Annotated in this window: 12 protein-coding genes; 6 read left to right on the top strand and 6 right to left on the bottom strand. The window is 58.5% G+C overall.

What is annotated here, in order from left to right; translation table 11 throughout:
- Positions 1 to 160: 160 nt before the first annotated feature.
- Complete coding sequence (locus tag Enr13x_RS14090; RefSeq protein WP_145386974.1) at positions 161 to 2,029, top strand: RecQ family ATP-dependent DNA helicase; 1,869 nt, start codon at positions 161 to 163, stop codon at positions 2,027 to 2,029.
- A gap of 368 nt (positions 2,030 to 2,397) precedes the next feature.
- Here the strand turns inward: Enr13x_RS14090 and Enr13x_RS14095 are convergent, their stop codons facing one another.
- From Enr13x_RS14095 to Enr13x_RS14110, 4 genes are all read right to left on the bottom strand, one after another.
- Entirely contained in the window at positions 2,398 to 3,666 is a 1,269-nt protein-coding gene (locus tag Enr13x_RS14095) for a hypothetical protein (RefSeq protein WP_145386976.1), read from the bottom strand.
- Positions 3,650 to 6,181 carry a hypothetical protein gene (locus tag Enr13x_RS14100; RefSeq protein ID WP_145386978.1) on the bottom strand — a complete coding sequence of 844 codons (2,532 nt, stop codon included), beginning with the start codon at positions 6,179 to 6,181 and terminating at the stop codon, positions 3,650 to 3,652. The genes Enr13x_RS14095 and Enr13x_RS14100 overlap by 17 nt, the downstream gene beginning before the upstream one ends.
- A complete protein-coding gene (locus Enr13x_RS14105; RefSeq protein ID WP_145386980.1) occupies positions 6,178 to 7,128 on the bottom strand; it encodes an ABC transporter ATP-binding protein in 951 nt (316 codons plus the stop codon). The genes Enr13x_RS14100 and Enr13x_RS14105 overlap by 4 nt, the downstream gene beginning before the upstream one ends.
- 69 nt (positions 7,129 to 7,197) lie before the next feature.
- Entirely contained in the window at positions 7,198 to 7,611 is a 414-nt protein-coding gene (locus Enr13x_RS14110) for a GntR family transcriptional regulator (RefSeq protein WP_145386982.1), read from the bottom strand.
- A gap of 61 nt (positions 7,612 to 7,672) precedes the next feature.
- Between Enr13x_RS14110 and Enr13x_RS37950 the strand changes: the two genes are divergently transcribed.
- Positions 7,673 to 7,849: a hypothetical protein gene (locus tag Enr13x_RS37950; RefSeq protein WP_197456018.1), complete on the top strand. Its 177-nt coding sequence runs from the start codon at positions 7,673 to 7,675 to the stop codon at positions 7,847 to 7,849.
- Positions 7,850 to 8,566: 717 nt separating this feature from the next.
- Here Enr13x_RS37950 and Enr13x_RS14115 read toward each other — a convergent pair.
- Positions 8,567 to 10,015: a sulfatase family protein gene (locus Enr13x_RS14115; protein WP_231744281.1), complete on the bottom strand. Its 1,449-nt coding sequence runs from the start codon at positions 10,013 to 10,015 to the stop codon at positions 8,567 to 8,569.
- Between the two features lie 584 nt (positions 10,016 to 10,599).
- Complete coding sequence (locus Enr13x_RS14120) at positions 10,600 to 11,646, bottom strand: DUF1573 domain-containing protein (protein WP_231744282.1); 1,047 nt, start codon at positions 11,644 to 11,646, stop codon at positions 10,600 to 10,602.
- Between the two features lie 512 nt (positions 11,647 to 12,158).
- Between Enr13x_RS14120 and Enr13x_RS14125 the strand changes: the two genes are divergently transcribed.
- From Enr13x_RS14125 to Enr13x_RS14140, 4 genes are all read left to right on the top strand, one after another.
- Positions 12,159 to 12,833, top strand: a complete 675-nt coding sequence (locus Enr13x_RS14125; protein WP_145392325.1) for an ECF-type sigma factor — start codon at positions 12,159 to 12,161, stop codon at positions 12,831 to 12,833.
- Between the two features lie 26 nt (positions 12,834 to 12,859).
- Complete coding sequence (locus Enr13x_RS14130) at positions 12,860 to 15,868, top strand: serine/threonine-protein kinase (protein WP_145386986.1); 3,009 nt, start codon at positions 12,860 to 12,862, stop codon at positions 15,866 to 15,868.
- A gap of 263 nt (positions 15,869 to 16,131) precedes the next feature.
- Positions 16,132 to 16,368, top strand: a complete 237-nt coding sequence (locus Enr13x_RS14135) for a hypothetical protein (RefSeq protein ID WP_145386988.1) — start codon at positions 16,132 to 16,134, stop codon at positions 16,366 to 16,368.
- A gap of 168 nt (positions 16,369 to 16,536) precedes the next feature.
- Positions 16,537 to 17,886 carry a hypothetical protein gene (locus tag Enr13x_RS14140; protein WP_145386990.1) on the top strand — a complete coding sequence of 450 codons (1,350 nt, stop codon included), beginning with the start codon at positions 16,537 to 16,539 and terminating at the stop codon, positions 17,884 to 17,886.
- The last annotated feature ends 1 nt before the right edge of the window (position 17,887 follow it).

Raw genomic sequence — 17,887 nt, forward strand, 5'->3', positions numbered from 1 at the left:
AATGGTTGACTTGTTCTGGTGAAGTTGCAATGATTCGCCCAGCGAACTGATCGCCGCTCGGCAAGTTGATGTTTGGAATCACAATTCTCAACTCATCGCCGAGGCATCGGACTACCCGATTCACTTTTGTCATTTGCACACAAGTAATTGGGAGAGACCGATGGACGATGTACGGCGCGTGTTGAAACAATTCTGGGGCTTCGATTCCTTTCGCCCCCTTCAAGAGCAATCGATTCGGACCATTCTGGAAGGTCGCGACAGCCTGACGGTGCTGCCCACCGGAGCCGGCAAATCGATTTGCTTTCAAGCCCCGGCCTTGTGCAACGGGCTTCATGGGAACAAAGGTTCTGGTGCCGGCGACTTGGCGGTCGTGGTGTCGCCGCTGATTTCGTTGATGAAGGATCAAGTTGACGCGTTGAAACAAAAGGGCATCGCGGCGGCCTTCGTCAACAGCACGCAAGACGAAACGGAAAAACGCGACGTTGCCGATCGGATTCGTCAGGGCGACCTTCGACTGCTCTACCTGGCTCCCGAACGCTTGCTCTCTCCCAAAACGCTGGGTTTCTTGCGGCAGCAGCAATGTGTCCGCTACTTCGCGATCGATGAAGCCCATTGCGTCAGCCAGTGGGGGCACGATTTTCGTCCCGAGTATCAGGAGCTGAAAACGCTCAAGCAGGTGTTCCCCGACGCCTTCGTTCATGCCTTCACCGCGACCGCTTCGGAGCCCGTGCGCCGAGACATCGCGCGCCAATTGGGGCTTTCCGAACCGAGTTTTCTGGTCGGAAGTTTTGATCGCCCCAATTTGACGTATCGGATGATGCGAGCGGGGCAAAAGATGCAGCAGATCATGGACGTTGCCAATCGTCATCGGGGCGAATCGGGCATCGTGTATTGTCTCAGCCGTCGCGAAGTCGATACGACGACCCAAGCCTTGCGGACGCTGGGGCTGAGAGCCAAACCGTACCATGCCGGCATGACCGGTCCGCAGCGCAAAGCGAACCAGGACAGCTTCATGCAGGGACGCTGCGACATCATGGTCGCGACCATCGCCTTTGGCATGGGAATCGATAAACCGGATATTCGATTTGTGATCCACGCCGGAATGCCCAAATCTGTCGAGCATTATCAGCAAGAAAGCGGTCGAGCCGGCCGCGACGGCCTGGATTCAGAATGTGTCTTGCTACACAGCCCGCGTGATTTTCAGGTCTGGAAAGACATCATGCACGGCGAAGGCGGCCAAGTGGCCCTGCAATCGCTGCAGGCCATGTTCGAGCTTTGCAACGGCATCACGTGTCGACACAAAGCCATCGTCGAATACTTCGGACAGGACTACGGCGTGATGCGTTGCGGTGCCTGTGACGTTTGCCTCGGAGAGTTAGAACTGCACGATGATTCGGCTGACATCAGCCGAACGGTTCTTTCTTGTGTCACGGATTTGAAGCAACGATTCGGAGCCGGTCATGCCGCGCGGGTGCTTGCGGGAAAATCCGACAAGCGTGTCGTCCAGTTCAATCACGACCGTCTGAACAGCTTCGGCGCACTCGCCGACCATGGACCGATGGCAATCAAGGTCTGGATCGAACAACTGATCAGCCAGAAATACCTGGTTCGCAGCGGGCAATACCAGACGCTGACCCTCACCGAATCGGGCCGGCGTCTGCTGCATGGGAAAGGGACATCGAAGCTGACGGCGACCGGAAAGGGATCGAGCGTTTCCGCCGGAAGTGGAACGTTTTTTCCCTCCAGCAGTTCGTTGGCCGCGTTTGACTATTTTCGTTCGGGCGATTCAATTGAATCGGTCGCGAACAAGATGTCCCGCGCCCCAAGCACCGTTGTCAAATACCTGGCCGACTACATCCGGCATCACGGCATCAGCGACCCGACGCCCTGGGTGAAACCGGAAACGGCCCAACGCGTGTTGGCAAACAAGCATTTGGCCGGTGACGGAAAAATGAAACCGATCTTTGATCATTTCAACGGCGAAGTCAGCTACGACGAAATCCGCATCACGCTGGCGTGTAGCGGATAGCAGATTCGCCGGACGCCGCTCGGAATCCGCCGACACGTCGGTTGCTTGTTAGCAACGCACGGATAATAAGTGTCGGATTTTCCCAGTGGGATAGGCTTCCAGCCTGTCATTCCGGCGTCGACAGGCTGGAAGCCTATCCCACTAATTTTCCGCTCGTTGCTTAGCGGCAGGGCGCGAGCCCTCCGGTCTTTCATGGTGTTTTTAGACGCAACCGGACGGCTCGCGGGCTGTCGATTGAGTCGGGATCTGCTGAGTCAATGGTGAGCCGCTGGCCGTAAGGCCTCGGGCAGCGTCGCAGTGCCCGGCCGCTTACGCGTCGCGGCTCACAAAAACGACAGCCCGCTCGCGCCGTTCCGCTAAGACATGCGTCACCGCGTTGCCGCTGCGGCAGGCGAGTCGCAAACCGCAATCGTGCGGTAGTGATAAATGTGTCGGTTGTAATGGTCGTAATTCTTCACTCGAGTGGGAATCGCGTCGGGCTGGGATTGCGGTTTGCCGTTTGCATCTTTGGGAATCCAAATCTTGGCGCAACCGTCGCTATCGACTTGGTAACCAAATTCAAACTTCGGATCGGTCATGGTGTAGTCATCCAATCTGAGCCCGATCTTCTCCAGTTCCGGCAACATCGATGGCCAGCGTTTCTCCTGCAATCGATATTGTTTGATCGCGATCGCCGTTCGTGTCATTCTCAATCCCGTTTCCACTGAACCGATTGCTTCTTCCGTTGACATTCGATGAGAATTCAATTCCCGTGCAGTTCCGTCATCAATCAGCACGCCGGCAAGCTTCGCGATCAGCGATCTGTTTTTCAAATCGTTGTCGAATTGGTGATCCCACTTTGCACTGTGCAAATCGAGGGTTGACGGATGGTCCCAAGGTTCGAACAATCCCGCCCGGTCGGCGCTCAGCCGCTGAAACGCGGATACCTGATCCTGTAGTTTTGCCAGCTGGTCGGGCTCGTTCCAAAAACCGGCATGGAGTGATTCAGCGATCAATCGTTGATGCGTGCCACTTGCGGTTCGATGCCACACATAGAAATGAAACGCGTCGAAATAGTCCAGCGCGGGCGCGATGTCGACCAACAGTTGCAATGTTTGCAACGCGCGATCAGCATCCTTGTCGACGATGGCAGCATGAAACTCAATTTCAAACAAATGGATGAAGGGAAGCGATCCATGTGTTTCGTAGCTCCACATCGAGCCAACGACGCTGGGGTCCCAAACCGGTGTTTCATCGGCAAGCAACTGTTTCATTTCTGTGATCAATGGCTGTGCTTCATCCGAAAACTGATGCAATACATCGGGAGCGATCTGAAATGCGCCGGCTTTGTCGGTGGTTTCCAACAACCCGTCAAACCGAACTTCCAGGCCTTGCACCGCGAACGCTAACGTTTCCCACCTTGCCGAATGGTCCGTCGATGTATTGGCGTCGTAGACTGTCGCTTGGTCAGCTGTCTTCGACCCGAATCCTGGTCCGGTTGCATCGTGTTGGTCGTCCCACGCCATCTTGACAACGAATGCGACGACCAAAACAACGGCTGCTGCCATCAAGAGCGGGGGCGCAATCAGTCCAATCAACCATCTGCGTTCCAGCGGCGTCATACGTTTCCGCAATCGGGTTTCAATTTGTGATTGCATTCTGCGTCAACTCCTTTTCCCAAGCAGCGTACCATTGGGCACCGGGATAGTTGGATCGAATTTCGGTATTCAGCAAAGCAGCTTGCGAGGCACCCTGGCGACGCGCTCGGTCACTGTACGGACCTTGTTCAAACTTCTGGTAATTTCCGCTGATCAATTCATGCAGCGTTTTCCGTTGCTGTACCGACGACTGTCCCTGTTCTTCGGCGTCCAACAGTTCAAGCAAATGGAACGCAATCGAGTCGATCATGTGGTTTCGAAAGATCCACCGCCCCAATCCGCCGCGGTGCATACCCGACCACGCGTTAATCGGGTATCCACCAAACTGATCCGCGGGTGCTCCGCTTTGACGATTTTCATTCCAGTCGTACCACGAAACCAAGACAGCCCGGCGGCGAGCATCCGACCATCCTTGTGTGTCGGCGATTAGATCCAGTGCTGACTGCGCAGCGGGCTGGTCCAAGTGTTCTTGGTATTGATGGTTGTCAAGCACGTCTGCGACCCAGCTGACGATCGCATCGGCGTGATCTTGATCAATCACCCGCGGGCTTCGTCTCAGCCTCTGTGCCAGTTTCGTCATTGTATCCAACCAATCATTCAGCTCAGCCAAAGCTTTCTCGTCATCGGGCGACTGAACAAACTGAACCTTTGCGAAGGACGCGAGCGATAGAATTCCATTGAACGTATTAGGTTCACACATGGCGCCTTGCTCTTGAGCGTCATCGGCATAGAGATTTGCCAAGTGTGCGGCGGAGAAATCCCGGTCGTCGTAACCTAGGGCGGACGTGTTGCCGACCGGCCGATTCACGTCTGGAAGCTGAAAGCTGCCGTTCGGGGTTTGGAAAGAAACCTTGTTGCTCGGCATTCTTCCGGGCGCGTTGGCTTTCGATGCCTGTTGCGCCAGCGAACGTCGTTGCGCGCTCGTGATGGACGGATAGCTAAAATACTCCACCGTGAGCGGAATCAATGGAATCGCGAAGAACAGAACAAGTGCAGGAACGGACTTTGCCCATAATTTGCGCCCCTGCACACCGTCGGCATACGTTCGCATCGACATCAATGTCGCGACGAGCGGCAAAAAGTACCAAAGCACAGCCATCGCAATGATGATTGCCACACCGATCGTCGTCGTGCCGATCGTCATCGTGCCGCCTTGGGAAAGCACCACGCCGGCCGCGAACAGAGAAGCGACCGAGGCCGCGGGGGCCACCATCAACGAAATCGACAACGCCCGAATCGTTTGACCGACCCATTGTGAAATGCTGTAACAGTACACCGCCAAAAGAATGACGACGATTAGCGGCGGAACATAAAGGTAACGTCTGTCTGCGCTTTCAATCGATTGGCCGATCACACCAATGACGAGATAGAGCAATGATGCGAACCCCAATACCGCCACGGCCAACAGATGTCGCCCCAGCCAGAGCTTCGCCGGCGAAGCACCACGATCGGAAAAAAAGCGTAGACGCTCCGCTTTGCCGTCACCGGAAAACGCGAACACGCCCAAGCAACAGACGCCAAACAGGCCGATAAAGGTGAGCACCGTGCCGCCGCTGCGTGAGCTTCCAACATACGGCAGGCCACCGCCGGCTGAACCAACCACGCCCGCCAAAATCATCAATAAAATCCCCCACAACGCGAGTCGATTGCTGCCGAACGATTGCCGTAACATCGCCAACGTGGTTGACCGGAACGGTTGGTCAGGAACACGTCGCTGTGTCTCGGGGGATGGACCGAACACGGCATAGGGGGAAAATCGATGTGCGTCTCCAGATTCCTTGTCCGCCTTCGCGGGCGACAGCACGCGGATTGCCGCCCGCCATGCGAGTGCACCGACAATGACGGTTGCAATCAACGTGACCGCCAGGGCCGCAGAATCCGAAATCAGCGGGTCCACGTAGGCCGTTCCGACACGCATCCGGCGGATGAATTCACCAAGGTGGACGACTGCAAAGGGGGCAAACGCCAACGGAATGATGGCGATCAGACTTGCGAATGAGTTCTTAATTCGCCAGCTGGTATAGAATCCACAAACCAAGATGTAAAAGGTGTGCAAATGCCAGGAGAGGAACGCGATGACTTGTGTGCTCAGCGTGTCTTGTTTCAAGTTTGGCAAAAGCGGAAACCTGAACCCGCCCGGAAACGCACCGAGCATCAATTCGATTTTGATCAGGGCCCAGCAACCGATCCACATCACGCCGAGTGCAACCGTGCAGACGATCAGCTTGATTCGGATCAATCGTCCCGGTGAGATCGGCATCGATGTGAGCCAGAATATCGTCTTTTGATCACGTTCTTGGCCGACTGTCATTGCTGCCGCTCCGACGGCAAACAATCCCGGCAACGCCAGTGGAATGTAGTGTGCGTATCGACGCATCGCGTCGATGCCATCCGGTGACATTTGCCAGACGAGCATCAAGACAAGGCCAACGGCAAACAGCGCCGCGACCAGTGGAAAAAGCTGACGCACCTCTTTCCAAACCAAGCCCCGGTTGTTCGTGAATCCTTCGGTCATGCCAGGCCTCCTTCGATTGCCATCGGTATCTCGGCATTCTCGACTGGTTTGGGCGACTGCGACCTGCCGGTAAAGGCAATGAAGATCTCCTCCAGCGACAAGGCTCGCTCGGAAACACCGGTTACGCCCACGCGTGACGCCAGCAAGTCGTGCATCTCGGAGTCATAGTGACGAACCACCATGCTGCGTTGCCGGCCATAGCTCTGTTCGTCAAGCACCTCGGCCGGCTTTGGAAGTGTCGGCAGTGCAACCAGCGGGTCTTCCAAACTGATCGCCACTTCGGTGACCGAATCCTTCAACTTATCCAGCGGTTCACAAACACGCACTTTGCCGTCATGCAGAATGGCAATGACGTCCGCCACCCGTTCAACTTCAGAGATCTGATGGCTGGACAGAAACACCGTTCGTCCGGAGGCCGCGCGATCGATCATGCTTTCCAAGAAATCACGGCGGACCATCGGATCGAGCCCCGAGGTCGGTTCGTCCAGAATCAGTAGATCGGGGTCGTGAGCCAGCGCGAGCGACAGCGCAACTTTCGCACGCTGCCCCTTGCTCAAGTGACGGATTTTTCGGTCTTCGGGAATCTCATACCGCCGGATCGACTCTTTATAGCGGGGTAAGAACTGGTTGTCGTAAAGTGTGGCTGCGAACCATCCGATCTCGCCGACCCCCATCCAGTCATAAAGCGCCGGCGCGTCGGAGACATAACCCGTTCGGCGTCGGATTTCCAACGCATCCTTCGCAGGATTCAGATCCATGATCCGGCAGGTTCCCGATGTCGGCAGCTGAAACCCGGTCAAGATGCGTATGAGCGTCGTTTTGCCGGCCCCGTTCTCGCCGAGCAAGGCAAAAACAGTCCCTTCGTCGACGTTCAGCGTTACACCGCGTAACGCATCGCAGCCCCGAAAACTCATTGTCAAATCGGACGTCTGAATGATGTGATTCATGAATCAAATGCCGCGTGAATCGTGTGCTGGAAGCGGTGGCGAGTCAGAAAAATCGATGGGAAATTCAAATCAGTCGGGAGCCGGCGAACTAATCACATCCACCTTTCCCTCCAAAGCTTTCAGTTTACGTGAAACGATCTGTTGGACTTCTTTTTCCGACAGTCCAGCGGACAGGGCTTCGGTTAAAACGCCGGCGATACGATCAGCAATGATCTCTTTGCGTTGAACACGGCAGGTCGCGGTCGCACCGTCACAGACGACCATTCCCTTTCCACGCAGTGTCTCGACGATGCCTTCGGCTTGCAAATCCTGCAGCGCCCGGGTGACGGTGTTCGGATTGACCGTCATCTGTTGACTGAGCGCGCGAACGCTGGGAAGAAGCTGCCCGGGCCGCAACGTCCGTTCAGCGATCGCAAATTTGATTTGACGCACGATTTGCAAATAGATCGCAACGCCGTTTGAAGGATCAATCGTGAAGAGCATCGATTCGCCACATCTACGGGCAACTGGTGTACTAGGTAGATGGTAAGGCAGTGATGGCGGCGTGTCAAGCGAGTGGCCCGATGAAAAAAATCATCGCAACATCGACACGCCCGGCCAATCGCCAACGCAAGATGACTGGTCAGGTGCCGGCGATGGACAACGGAAACCGATCTTTGATCAAATCAATGGCGAAATCAGCGACGACGAAATCCGCATCACGTTGGCCTGTGACGGTTAGCAACACGCGGCGAATCAAGGATGGATGCTGCCACCAGCCTCTTTCATTTTCCGCCAGGTGCGGTTGCGCCGGTGTCCAGGCTTTAGCCGCTTCGTCTCGCAGCTGGGGACGTCGATTGTAGAAGTGGTGGAGTTGACCGTAGCGGAAGTCGTCAACACTTTCGCAAGCCGCCGCCCCTCTCTGGCGTTTGCTTGCTGCGCAAACGCCGTCTCTCCCAGCGGGGGTTCTTCGTGGATTTTAGTGGCTAATCGCTCAGGCCCCAGGTTTTTCGAGGCATTGCTGCGATGTCCGAATGGGGAGAGCGAGGACAAACGCTCGGTTCAAACGACGCTCCGCCGACACGGGGGCCGGCGGAGGGCACGAAGCACCTTCGGCGCATCGCAGACCAGGTGATTCCTTGGCGGGTTGCTCCTCCGCAGAGCCTGCCTCCGCTTCACCTGGCTTCGCCATCCTACCGAACAGAACCATCGGACATCGCAGTCATCCCTCAAAAAACCTTCCCCGAGTATTCGAGAGCAGCCACTAAACTCGCGGAAGAATCCCCAGAGGGAGAGAGACTAAATCGGTTGCCAAAAGCTGCAGCAATAGAATCGGCGTCCCGCAGGGAGAGAATCTAATTCGCTGCCAAATCCTGCAGTAGTAGAGGCGACGTCCCGGGCGGCGACCGGAAGGATCGCCTGAAGGCTAGGCACCAACCTGCGGCGGAGCCAACCGATTTCAGCGCTTCTCGCTCTCGCGAAAATACTCGTCCGGAAACTCTGCTTGCGACGCGTGATCGGGATGGCGCCAGGGAAAATTTGGACCGCGGTCTTCCAGCAGCGGAATCTCGTTGCCACTGGATTCTTTCAGCAACGACCAGAGCGTCTGGTTCATGGCTTTGATCTGCGTTTGATGGGATGGATCATCGATCAGGTTATTCATTTCGTCTGGATCGTTTTCCAAGTCGTAGAACTCGTCGCGATCCCACAGCCCATGGCAGCGAATGTATTTCCAGCGGCCGCCGATCACCGCGTGCAAGGTCGGCGTGTGGGGATAGTTGCGTTCCCAGTAGTACTCATACAGCAGATGTTCTCGCGTCGTGTCCTCGGTCGACGTGCCGCAGATGGATTTCCACAGACTGATGCCGTCGATCGATGTGGGGGATTCCGCACCGGCGGCTTCCAGCAGCGTCGGCGCGATGTCGATGTTGCCGATCAGATCGGTGTAGGTTTGGCCGGCAGGGATTCTACCAGGCGCCTTCATCAACAGCGGGACTTTGGCACTCGCTTCATAGGCGACCCGTTTGTCGATCAATCCGTGGTCGCCGAATTGGAATCCGTTGTCGCCCATGTAGACGAACACGGTGTTGTCGCCGAGCCCGGATTGTTGCAGGTACTGGTCCAATCGTCCCACGCTGTCGTCCACCGCGAGGATCGATTCACAGTAGCGGCGGTAATAGACCGTCGGTGAGAAATCGGCCATGTTGTAACCGAAATCGACGCCGTGCCGACTGTTGCGTTGATTGCGAACCCACATCGGCAGATTGCCTGCCGCCAGTTGCTCGGGCGTTGGAATCTTAATCGGCAGGGCTTTGTCGTCGTAGCGTCCGCGATGTCGATCGGCCGGGACGAAGTCCGCGTGAACGCCCTTGTGGCTGACGTACAAGAAGAACGGCTTTTCGGTTTGCCGATTGGTCAGCCACTCGATCGCATAATCGGTCAGCTCGTCGGTGATGTAGCCTTTTTGTGCTGCGCGTTTCCCATTGACGTTGAAACCGTCGTAGGTGGTTTGGGGGACTTCTCTTGTCGTGCCGTGACCATCGGGCCAATAGGTGCCTTGGCCCTTGAACGCCACCCAGTGGTCAAAGCCACGCTGCGGGTCATCGATGTCTCCACCCATGTGCCATTTGCCGATGAAGGCGGTTTGGTAGCCGGCTTTTTGAAGCTGTTGGGGAAAGAACACCAGACTCGAATCGACGGGATGGTAGTTGTCCACGACGCGGTGGTTATGCGCGTATTGTCCGGTCAAGATCGACGCGCGGCTGGGCGAGCAGAGCGACGTTGTGACGTAGGCGTTGGTGAACATCGCACCGGCCGAGGCGATCGCATCGATGTGGGGCGTTTCGATGAACGGATGCCCGGCGGCGCCTAAGCAGTCATAGCGATGGTCATCGCAAAGGACGAACACGATGTTGGGTGGCCCGGCGTCTGCGCTTGGCAGGTTCGGGCACGGGAGTGGGCCGATCGAAAACAGCAGAGCGAGGCAGACGAACCGAACGAGGGGAAGTCTTTGTGGCATGGAATCAAATCAGGGGGCCAGGGCGAACGGACAGAAGTGTCCAAGATAGTCTGGCGATCGGCTGGGCGGGGCGATCGAGAGATTGCCCCGCTGGATCGAGAGATTGCCTGACTGGCGAGGCGATCGGTATCCCGAAGGGATGAAAGCTCGTAGCCGGAGGTGAGCGAAGCGTCACCTCGGGGAACCACCGCCAGAGTGTTTGGTCGACCCCGGACAGGGTCGAAGCAACTCGGGGCTACGTTCGTGTCGCGGACCACGTGCCGATGCTGATGGGGTGCAAAACGCCTCGAAACAATCACGAGCTTGTCGTCGGATCCGAAGGCGCCGCCGCGATTGGCTACGACGCCCTCCGGGGTCGTGGCTGACATGAGGGGGATGTCCGGAGGTGTCGCTGTGCTCACCTCCGGCTTCTGGCTTCCACCCCGTTCGGGGTGGGCGATGCCGTCGGCCGGTAGGCTCGCGGCCCCTGTCGATCACTCTTCGCGGATGTCGGCGGTCAGGATGGCTTTGGCGGTGACGGATTGATCGCCGGCGGTGGTGATCAGGACGGTCACCTTTTGTGGGCCTTCGGCGTCGGTCGGGGTGAAGGTGGCGGGAACGATGTGGATCGTTTTGGCGACGGTTGCTTGGGGGAAGGCCACGTCCCAGCCTTCGCAGGTGATCGATTCAATCGTGAACGGGCTGGCGCCTTTGATGACCAGCCGCTTTTCGATTTTTTGACCCGGCTTCAGGCTTCCAAAGGCAATCGCCTGGGGGGAGATACTGAGCGGGCTTTCGACGGTTCCGCTGACCGGGAAGGGGACTTCGGGGCGTTTGGTGTCGTTGGTGATGACGATGATTTCGTTTTGGAACGGCCCGGTGGGGGCGTCTTCGCGGACGGCCACGGTCAGCTCATAGTCGGCTCGGCCGGCGCTGCGGGTGAGCAGTTTCTTGCTGGGGACCAACCACGGCACATTGCTGCGCACGTCGGCGATTTCCCAATCGCTGCGGCCGGCATACAGCACACGTGTGGTCTTGCTGGCCGTATCGCCTTGGTTGATCGTGCCGAACTCGATCGCACCGGGGTGGAACACCATGTCGCTGCGGATGTAGCCGTCGACACGCAGCCGCACTTCGCTAAAAAACGGCTTGTCGACCACGACGGTCAGCGTCGCGCCCTTGGTGCCGCGAAAGGTGTCCGTGTTGAAGCGTGCCAGGATCGATCCCGTTTGGCCGGGTTCGATGTACTCGGTTTCGACGATCGGTGTCGTGCAGCCACAGCTTCGTCGGACCGTTTGGATGTGCAGCGGCTGTGTGTAGGGGTTGTAGACCGGGAAGCGGAATTCTGTCTTGGACGCAACGGCCACGGTTCCAAAGTCATGCTTCTTGATCGCGAAGGCGTTGTCGGGCCATTGAGACTGGGCCAGTGCGGATGCAGCGAACGAAAACGAAGTCGCAAGGGTCGCAAAAACGATGACGGTGGCGCGGAACATGTGTTGGATTCCCCCCGGATGGCGATGGTGTGTAGTGACAGTGTTCATGCAGCGCGAATACTCCACAAGGTGCTCCCCGCTGGAGGGAACTTAGGTCAAGAATATGCCGCTGGCCGCGATCGCACCGGAAAAAACCGATCGCGTGGCGTCGCGGCGATCGGACGACGCGGTCCATCCAGCGGCCCCGCCCCGCGCCCTAGGCTGCCCCACCGCTGCTCAAGGCTGTGTCACCGAGTGAAAGGTGAGTCCTCAAGTCTGGGGGGGCGATTGCGGAATGTCGGGTTGAGACCGGTTGGTGAACCCTTGTCGTATTCTCCGAAATGAATCCTGTTACGATGGGAATGATTACCGAATCCAGGAAGACGGGCAAGGGAATCCCCCTCGGTTGAACTGTTTTTCCGCAAGATCCGTACAATCGTGCGGTCGGATTATCGCGACGACGTCGACCTTGCGCCCCCGCTTTGCTTCGACACTTGCTTTGCCGGATCCCAAATCCAGCCAATCCACTGCTTTTTGATCGTCTGGACGATGTTATGGAATGGCGCAACAATCTGAGTGTGATGGACAACCAGCCCAACGATCCTCCCGGAGCCGACAGCAGTGGAGCGGAACGGTTCGCCGCTGCGCTGCAGCGTGTTCGCGCGGGAGACGACGAAGCGATCGGAGAACTCTGGAACGGGTACTTCCAACGGCTGGTGCGTTTGGCGGCCAAGCGTCTGCCGTCCAACCTGAAGCGAGCCGGGGACGAAGAAGACATCGCACTGTCGGCCTTCAACAGCTTCATCGCGGGGATCCGGCGCGACCAGTTCCCCGATCTCAGCGGCCCCGACAACTTGTGGGGACTGTTGATCACGTTGACCGGCCGCAAAGTGAACGCCCACCTGAGGTTCCAGACCCGTCAGAAACGCGGCGGCGGGGCCGTTCGGGGGGAATCGGTGTTCATGCATGAAGACGATTCCCGGAAGTCACCCGGCATCGGTGGGGTTTCCGACGAGTCGATGACAGCGGATCTTAATGTCGAGCTGGAAGAGGCCTGCAATGCGTTGCTGGATCAACTACCAGACGCCCAGTTGCGTCAGATCGCGGTGATGCGGATGGACGGGTTTTTGGTCGACGAGATTGCCGATCGGCTGGGGCTCAGCAAACGAGCGACCGAGCGTCGGTTGCAATTGATTCGGCGGACTTGGTCCGAAGCCGCTCATTCCAACGACGGTGAATTGGACCAGTCGGTTTAAGCCTGTGACCCGGTGGTGAACACACGATGAACTTGGACGACCTGACCGCCGACGAATTGGCCGCGATCGACACGGTTTGCCTGGAATTTGAGGAGTGTTATCAAACGGATCGCCCCTTGTCGGTCGAACAGGCGATCAAGTTGTTCATCGAGCAACATCGCAGCACGCCGCTGCGCGAGCACATCGAATTGTTGCGTGAAGAGCTGCTGGCAATCGAAACCGAACTGCAATGGAAACGACATCGCGCCAGTCAGGCCGCCGAATCGGTCCCGACTCCGTTCCAGTCCAAGACCGGCGTCCCCGTGTCGCCGGAACCCGTGTTGGGATTCGCCGCCCCGACCGGCCCGCTGGTCGGTGAGCAACCGGCGCCCGAGGCGGATGATCCGGTTGCCGACGCCGATGACCCCGTTGCCGAGGCCAATGACCCCGTTGCCCACTCCGATGACCGGGGTGACAGTCCAGGGGGGGGCAGGCCGCAAGCCACCCAATGGATGACTCCGTCGTCGGATGCCGGGCGACCGCCGAACTCCGGGAGCGCTGCTGCCTCGGCCGAATCCTCCGACACCACCGGCGGGGCACGTCCCAGCGATCGATCTGCCCGCGGCGAATCGGTCAGCGCGATCGGGCCCTACGCGATCGGTCGAATCCTGGCCCGTGGCGGGATGGGGATCGTCTATCGCGCGCTCGACACGCGGTTGGATCGCCCCGTCGCGATCAAGATGCTGGGCTTTCCCCATTTGGCCCCATCGGACCCCAAACGCATCGAGCTGGTGGAGCGATTTGAACGCGAGGCCAAGGCCGTCGCCGCGCTGTCGCATCCCAACATCGTGGAACTGTTCGACGTCGGGATGGCCGGCGATGCGCCGTATGCGGTGATGGAGTTTCTGAGCGGTCTGACGTTGGCTGAGCAACTGGTCGCCGGTCCGATGTCGCCCGAGCAGACTTGTCAGATCGGAATGCAGATCGCCGGTGCATTGGCCACGGCGCACGCTTCCGGGGTGATTCATCGCGATTTGAAACCCCAGAACGTGATGTTGGTCGACCATCATGATTCGGGAGGCGATTCGGCGCCGAGAGTCAAGTTGGTCGACTTCGGACTCTCGCGGGTCAGTGATTCGGCGTTTGCCGACGCCGACCAGGACACCACCCGAACGCGTTCGGGAACGATCCTGGGGACACCCGGCTACATGGCGCCGGAACAGGCGCGGGGCGAATCGGCGACCAGCGCGGCCGACATGTTCGGATTCGGATGCGTGTTGTACGAAGTGTTTTATGGAAAGCAGGCGATCCCGGGGGAGACCCCGGCCGATCGATTGGCCGGCACGCTGAGGGGAGAAGTCGAATACGAACACGGCCCTTGCGAGAAGTCGAAGGTGTTGTGCGAACTGATCGCCCAGTGTCTGGACAAGGATCCCGCCAAGCGTCCGACGGCGACGGATGTCTACGCGCGTTTGCGTCGTTTTGACTTGAGCAGCAGCATCGCGGCAACGTCGCCGCGGACCAATGAGCCGGTCGACCGCCATGCTGCCGGCGAGGGAATCTTGCGGCGACACGTGTTGACGACGTTGGCCGGCGGGCTGTTCGGCGGCATGCTGGGCGGATTGTCACTGGGGAAAACGTCGCCGCGAATGGGATCGATTCAATCGATCGCGGTGTTGGAACTTCGCGACATCAATGCGACGCCCCGCGAGCCGGCGGGGGCGGAGATGTCGTTGGCCGAGCGCGGTCTTGCCGACGGTGAGATCCTGGCCTCGGCGATCGTCAATGAACTGTCGGCCGTGGACGGTCTGACGGTGCTTCCCTTTCGACCGCTGACGGCCCAAACGCCCGAGCAGTTCGTCGCGTTGGGGGAAGAACTGGGCGTCGATGCGTTTTTGACCGGGGCCTTTGAAAGCCAGACCGAGGGCCAGCAAACCTATTGGATCGTCAGTTGGCAGCTCGTCAGTGCGCTCGACGGCAGCCTGCTCGACGGCAAGCAATTTGTGACCGAACAGTCACTCGCGATGCCGGGCGGACAATTCCTGGCCCAAAGCGTCGTCGCCTCGGACATCGCCAAGCAAATCGGACGCGCCTTGGTCACCAGCGGTCAAAAAAGCGATGCCCCGGATCCGATGGCCTATGGCTGCATGATGAAAGGGCATGCGTACGCGGATGCCGACAGCACCAAGGGGCTCAAACGGGCGCTCAGTTGTTTTGAAAAAGCCCATGAAGAAGACCCACGGTTGAGCGAACCGCTGGCAGCGATCGCCCTCGCCTCGCTGAACCTGGCCGCCCGAACCGACGCGACCGAATCGCTGGCCCACCTGGAAAAGGCGCGCAGCAGCATGACCAAGGCGCTCGAAAAAGACCCCCACTCGGTCGACGCGCGACTGGCCCAAGCGATGATCGAATGGCAATCGCTGGATCACTTCGAAGAGGCCTATCAGATCTTCGCCGAATTACACCGCAAGTATCGATACAATTTCCAGGTCCAACATCAACGCGGCTTGCTGTTGGCGGCGCTCGGTTTGGGCGAGCAAGCGATCGACGCCTTGCGGACGGCGACGAAATTGAACCCGATGTCGATGCTGATCAAAACCGACAAAAGCCGCGTGGATTGGTTCTTCCACTATGACCGCCGCGCGGTGGTCGATGCACGACGCTACCGCGATGCGACGCCGGAATCCAATCCCTCTCGAAAGCTCGCCGTCGGATTGCTGATCGACATCTACGAACAGCAAGGCGATTTTCAAAAGGCGGCCGAGCAACAGCGGATGGCCATCACGCCGACGACTTCCCAGGACTATTTTCGTTTGCGCGAAGACACCTTGGCGGAATATCCCTACGGACCCTTCGGGACGACACTCAATCGGGCCATCTTTGACTTGCGCACCCTGCCGAAGGTGGACGATGCCATGCTGGGGACGTTGAGCGAATCCGGGGCGACGATGTTCTCGCTGTTGCTGGCCCAGCATCCCGCGTTCTTCCAGCTTCGCATCAGCCCGGCCGCCGCCCGCTACTTGCCATCGACAAAGAATATCGGTCGAAGTGCCTGACCCGGTCGAAGTGCCTGAGCCGGTCGACGTGCCTGACCCGGTCCGTGCGGGATGACAGGCTGGAAACCCCGCCGGCCGAGCGTTTCCGGGAATCGAACATGACCTTTTCTGACCGTATGATCGAGTTGGCGATCGCCATCAAAGCGGCCGGTGTGCCCTGGCAACCCTCGGCGGGACACTACGTTTTGGACCGAGACGGGGTGGTCTAGCGAGCTTCGCCCTTTCAGGAAGGCGTCTACTTTGTCTTGAACCTGCCGCATTTCGTGAAATTGGCCGGCGGGATCGACGCGTTCGTGGGCAAACTGGTTTGGTTGCCGACCTGGGAACAGGCCCGACAGATCCTTCGCGATGCCGGAATGACCGACCAATGCCTACAATCGGTCCTGCTGGAAAAAAATTCGATCGCCCGGGGAGAGGAGTTGGTGACGCTGTACGAGCTGATTCTGGATCGTTTCAGCTCTGCAGACCGAAAGACCGGAGGGCTCGCGCCCTGCCGCTAACAAAAACCACCCCGCTTGATCCGGACTGGGAAAACGGCGACGGCACGGCGGCTGGAGAACGCTTGTTGGGGCGATTGGGTCGCAGTCGATCGGCTTCGCGGATTGGTGGAATCGAGACCCTCGGTCGACTAGACTGCTGATGCATTCACTCTCCTTTTCTCTCTCCGCATGAGCGACTCATCCCGCATGCCGACCGCAGCAAGAACTCAGGCCCTGACGTTGCTCAACAAGGTGACGTGTCCGCATTGCTGGCATGCCTATGCACCCGAGGAGTCGCTTTGGATCGCCGAGCACCCCGATTTGCTGGGGGATGCCAAGTTGGGGTTCCAGCACGCCAAGCGGTTTTTGCCCAGTCGATTCAGTCCCCAGGGGGATGCGATCGACGAGATGGGGCAATACGCCACTCGGATGGCCTGTCCGAAATGCCATTTGCACGTCCCGCGTTCGATGTATCAGGTGCCCAGCCTGTTCTTCAGCATCTTCGGAGCGCCGGCGTGTGGCAAAAGCTATTTCCTGACGTCGATGTCCTGGAAGCTTCGTCAGACGTTGCCGAAACGTTTCGCGGTCTCGCTCAGCGATGTGGACGCGGAAACGAATTCGCGGATTCATGAATACGAAGAGTTACAGTTCATGAACCCGGATCTGGACACACCGGTCGCGCTGGCGAAAACGGAGGAGCAGGGGGACATGTACGACACGGTCGACATGGGCGACCACAGCGTCTCGTTGCCGCGGCCGTTCATGTTCAATCTGCAACCGCTGTCCAATCATCCACGTTACCGTCTCAACCGCGAAATTTCCAAGCTGGTTTGTTTGTACGACAATGCGGGGGAGAGTTTCTTTCCCGGGGCGGACAAGACGGTCAATCCGGTCACCCGGCACTTGGCCTGTTCGAAGTGTTTGTTTTTCTGTTTCGATCCGACTCAAGACACGCGTTTCCGCCGCGCTTGCGAGGGCAAGACCGAGGACCCGCAGATGGTCTCTCGAACGTCCCGCTTGGCCCGCGAGACCACGGTGCGTCAAGACACGATCTTGTTGGAAGCGATCCAGCGTGTGCGACGCCATGCCGGGTTGCGCGACGACGAATTGCATCAACGTCCCTTGATCGTGATCGTGACGAAGTGGGATGCCTGGAAGAATCTGTTGCCGGACGTCTCGACCGAGGAGCCTTATCTGCCGGTCAAGGGCAGCAAGTTTTGCTCGCTGGACAGCCGTCGAATCAAGGAAACGTCGGAGCGGGTCGGCGAGTTGATGGCAGAGATTTGTCCCGAGATCGTTGCCGCGGCCGAAGGGTTTTCGACCAGTTTGACCTTCATCCCCGTCAGCGCCAGCGGCAGCAGTCCGACGGTCGATCCGGCCACCGGCGCGCTGGGGATTCGGCCGCGAGACATGCAGCCGTACTGGGTCGAGATCCCGATGTTGATGGCGTTGCACAACTGGGCGGGCGGATTGGTCGGAGCGACCGGTGAAGCTTCGTCATTGGACGACGGTCGCTGGATGACGGAACAACTAGAGTGAC

The sequence above is a fragment of the Stieleria neptunia genome (assembly GCF_007754155.1).
Lineage (GTDB): Bacteria > Planctomycetota > Planctomycetia > Pirellulales > Pirellulaceae > Stieleria > Stieleria neptunia.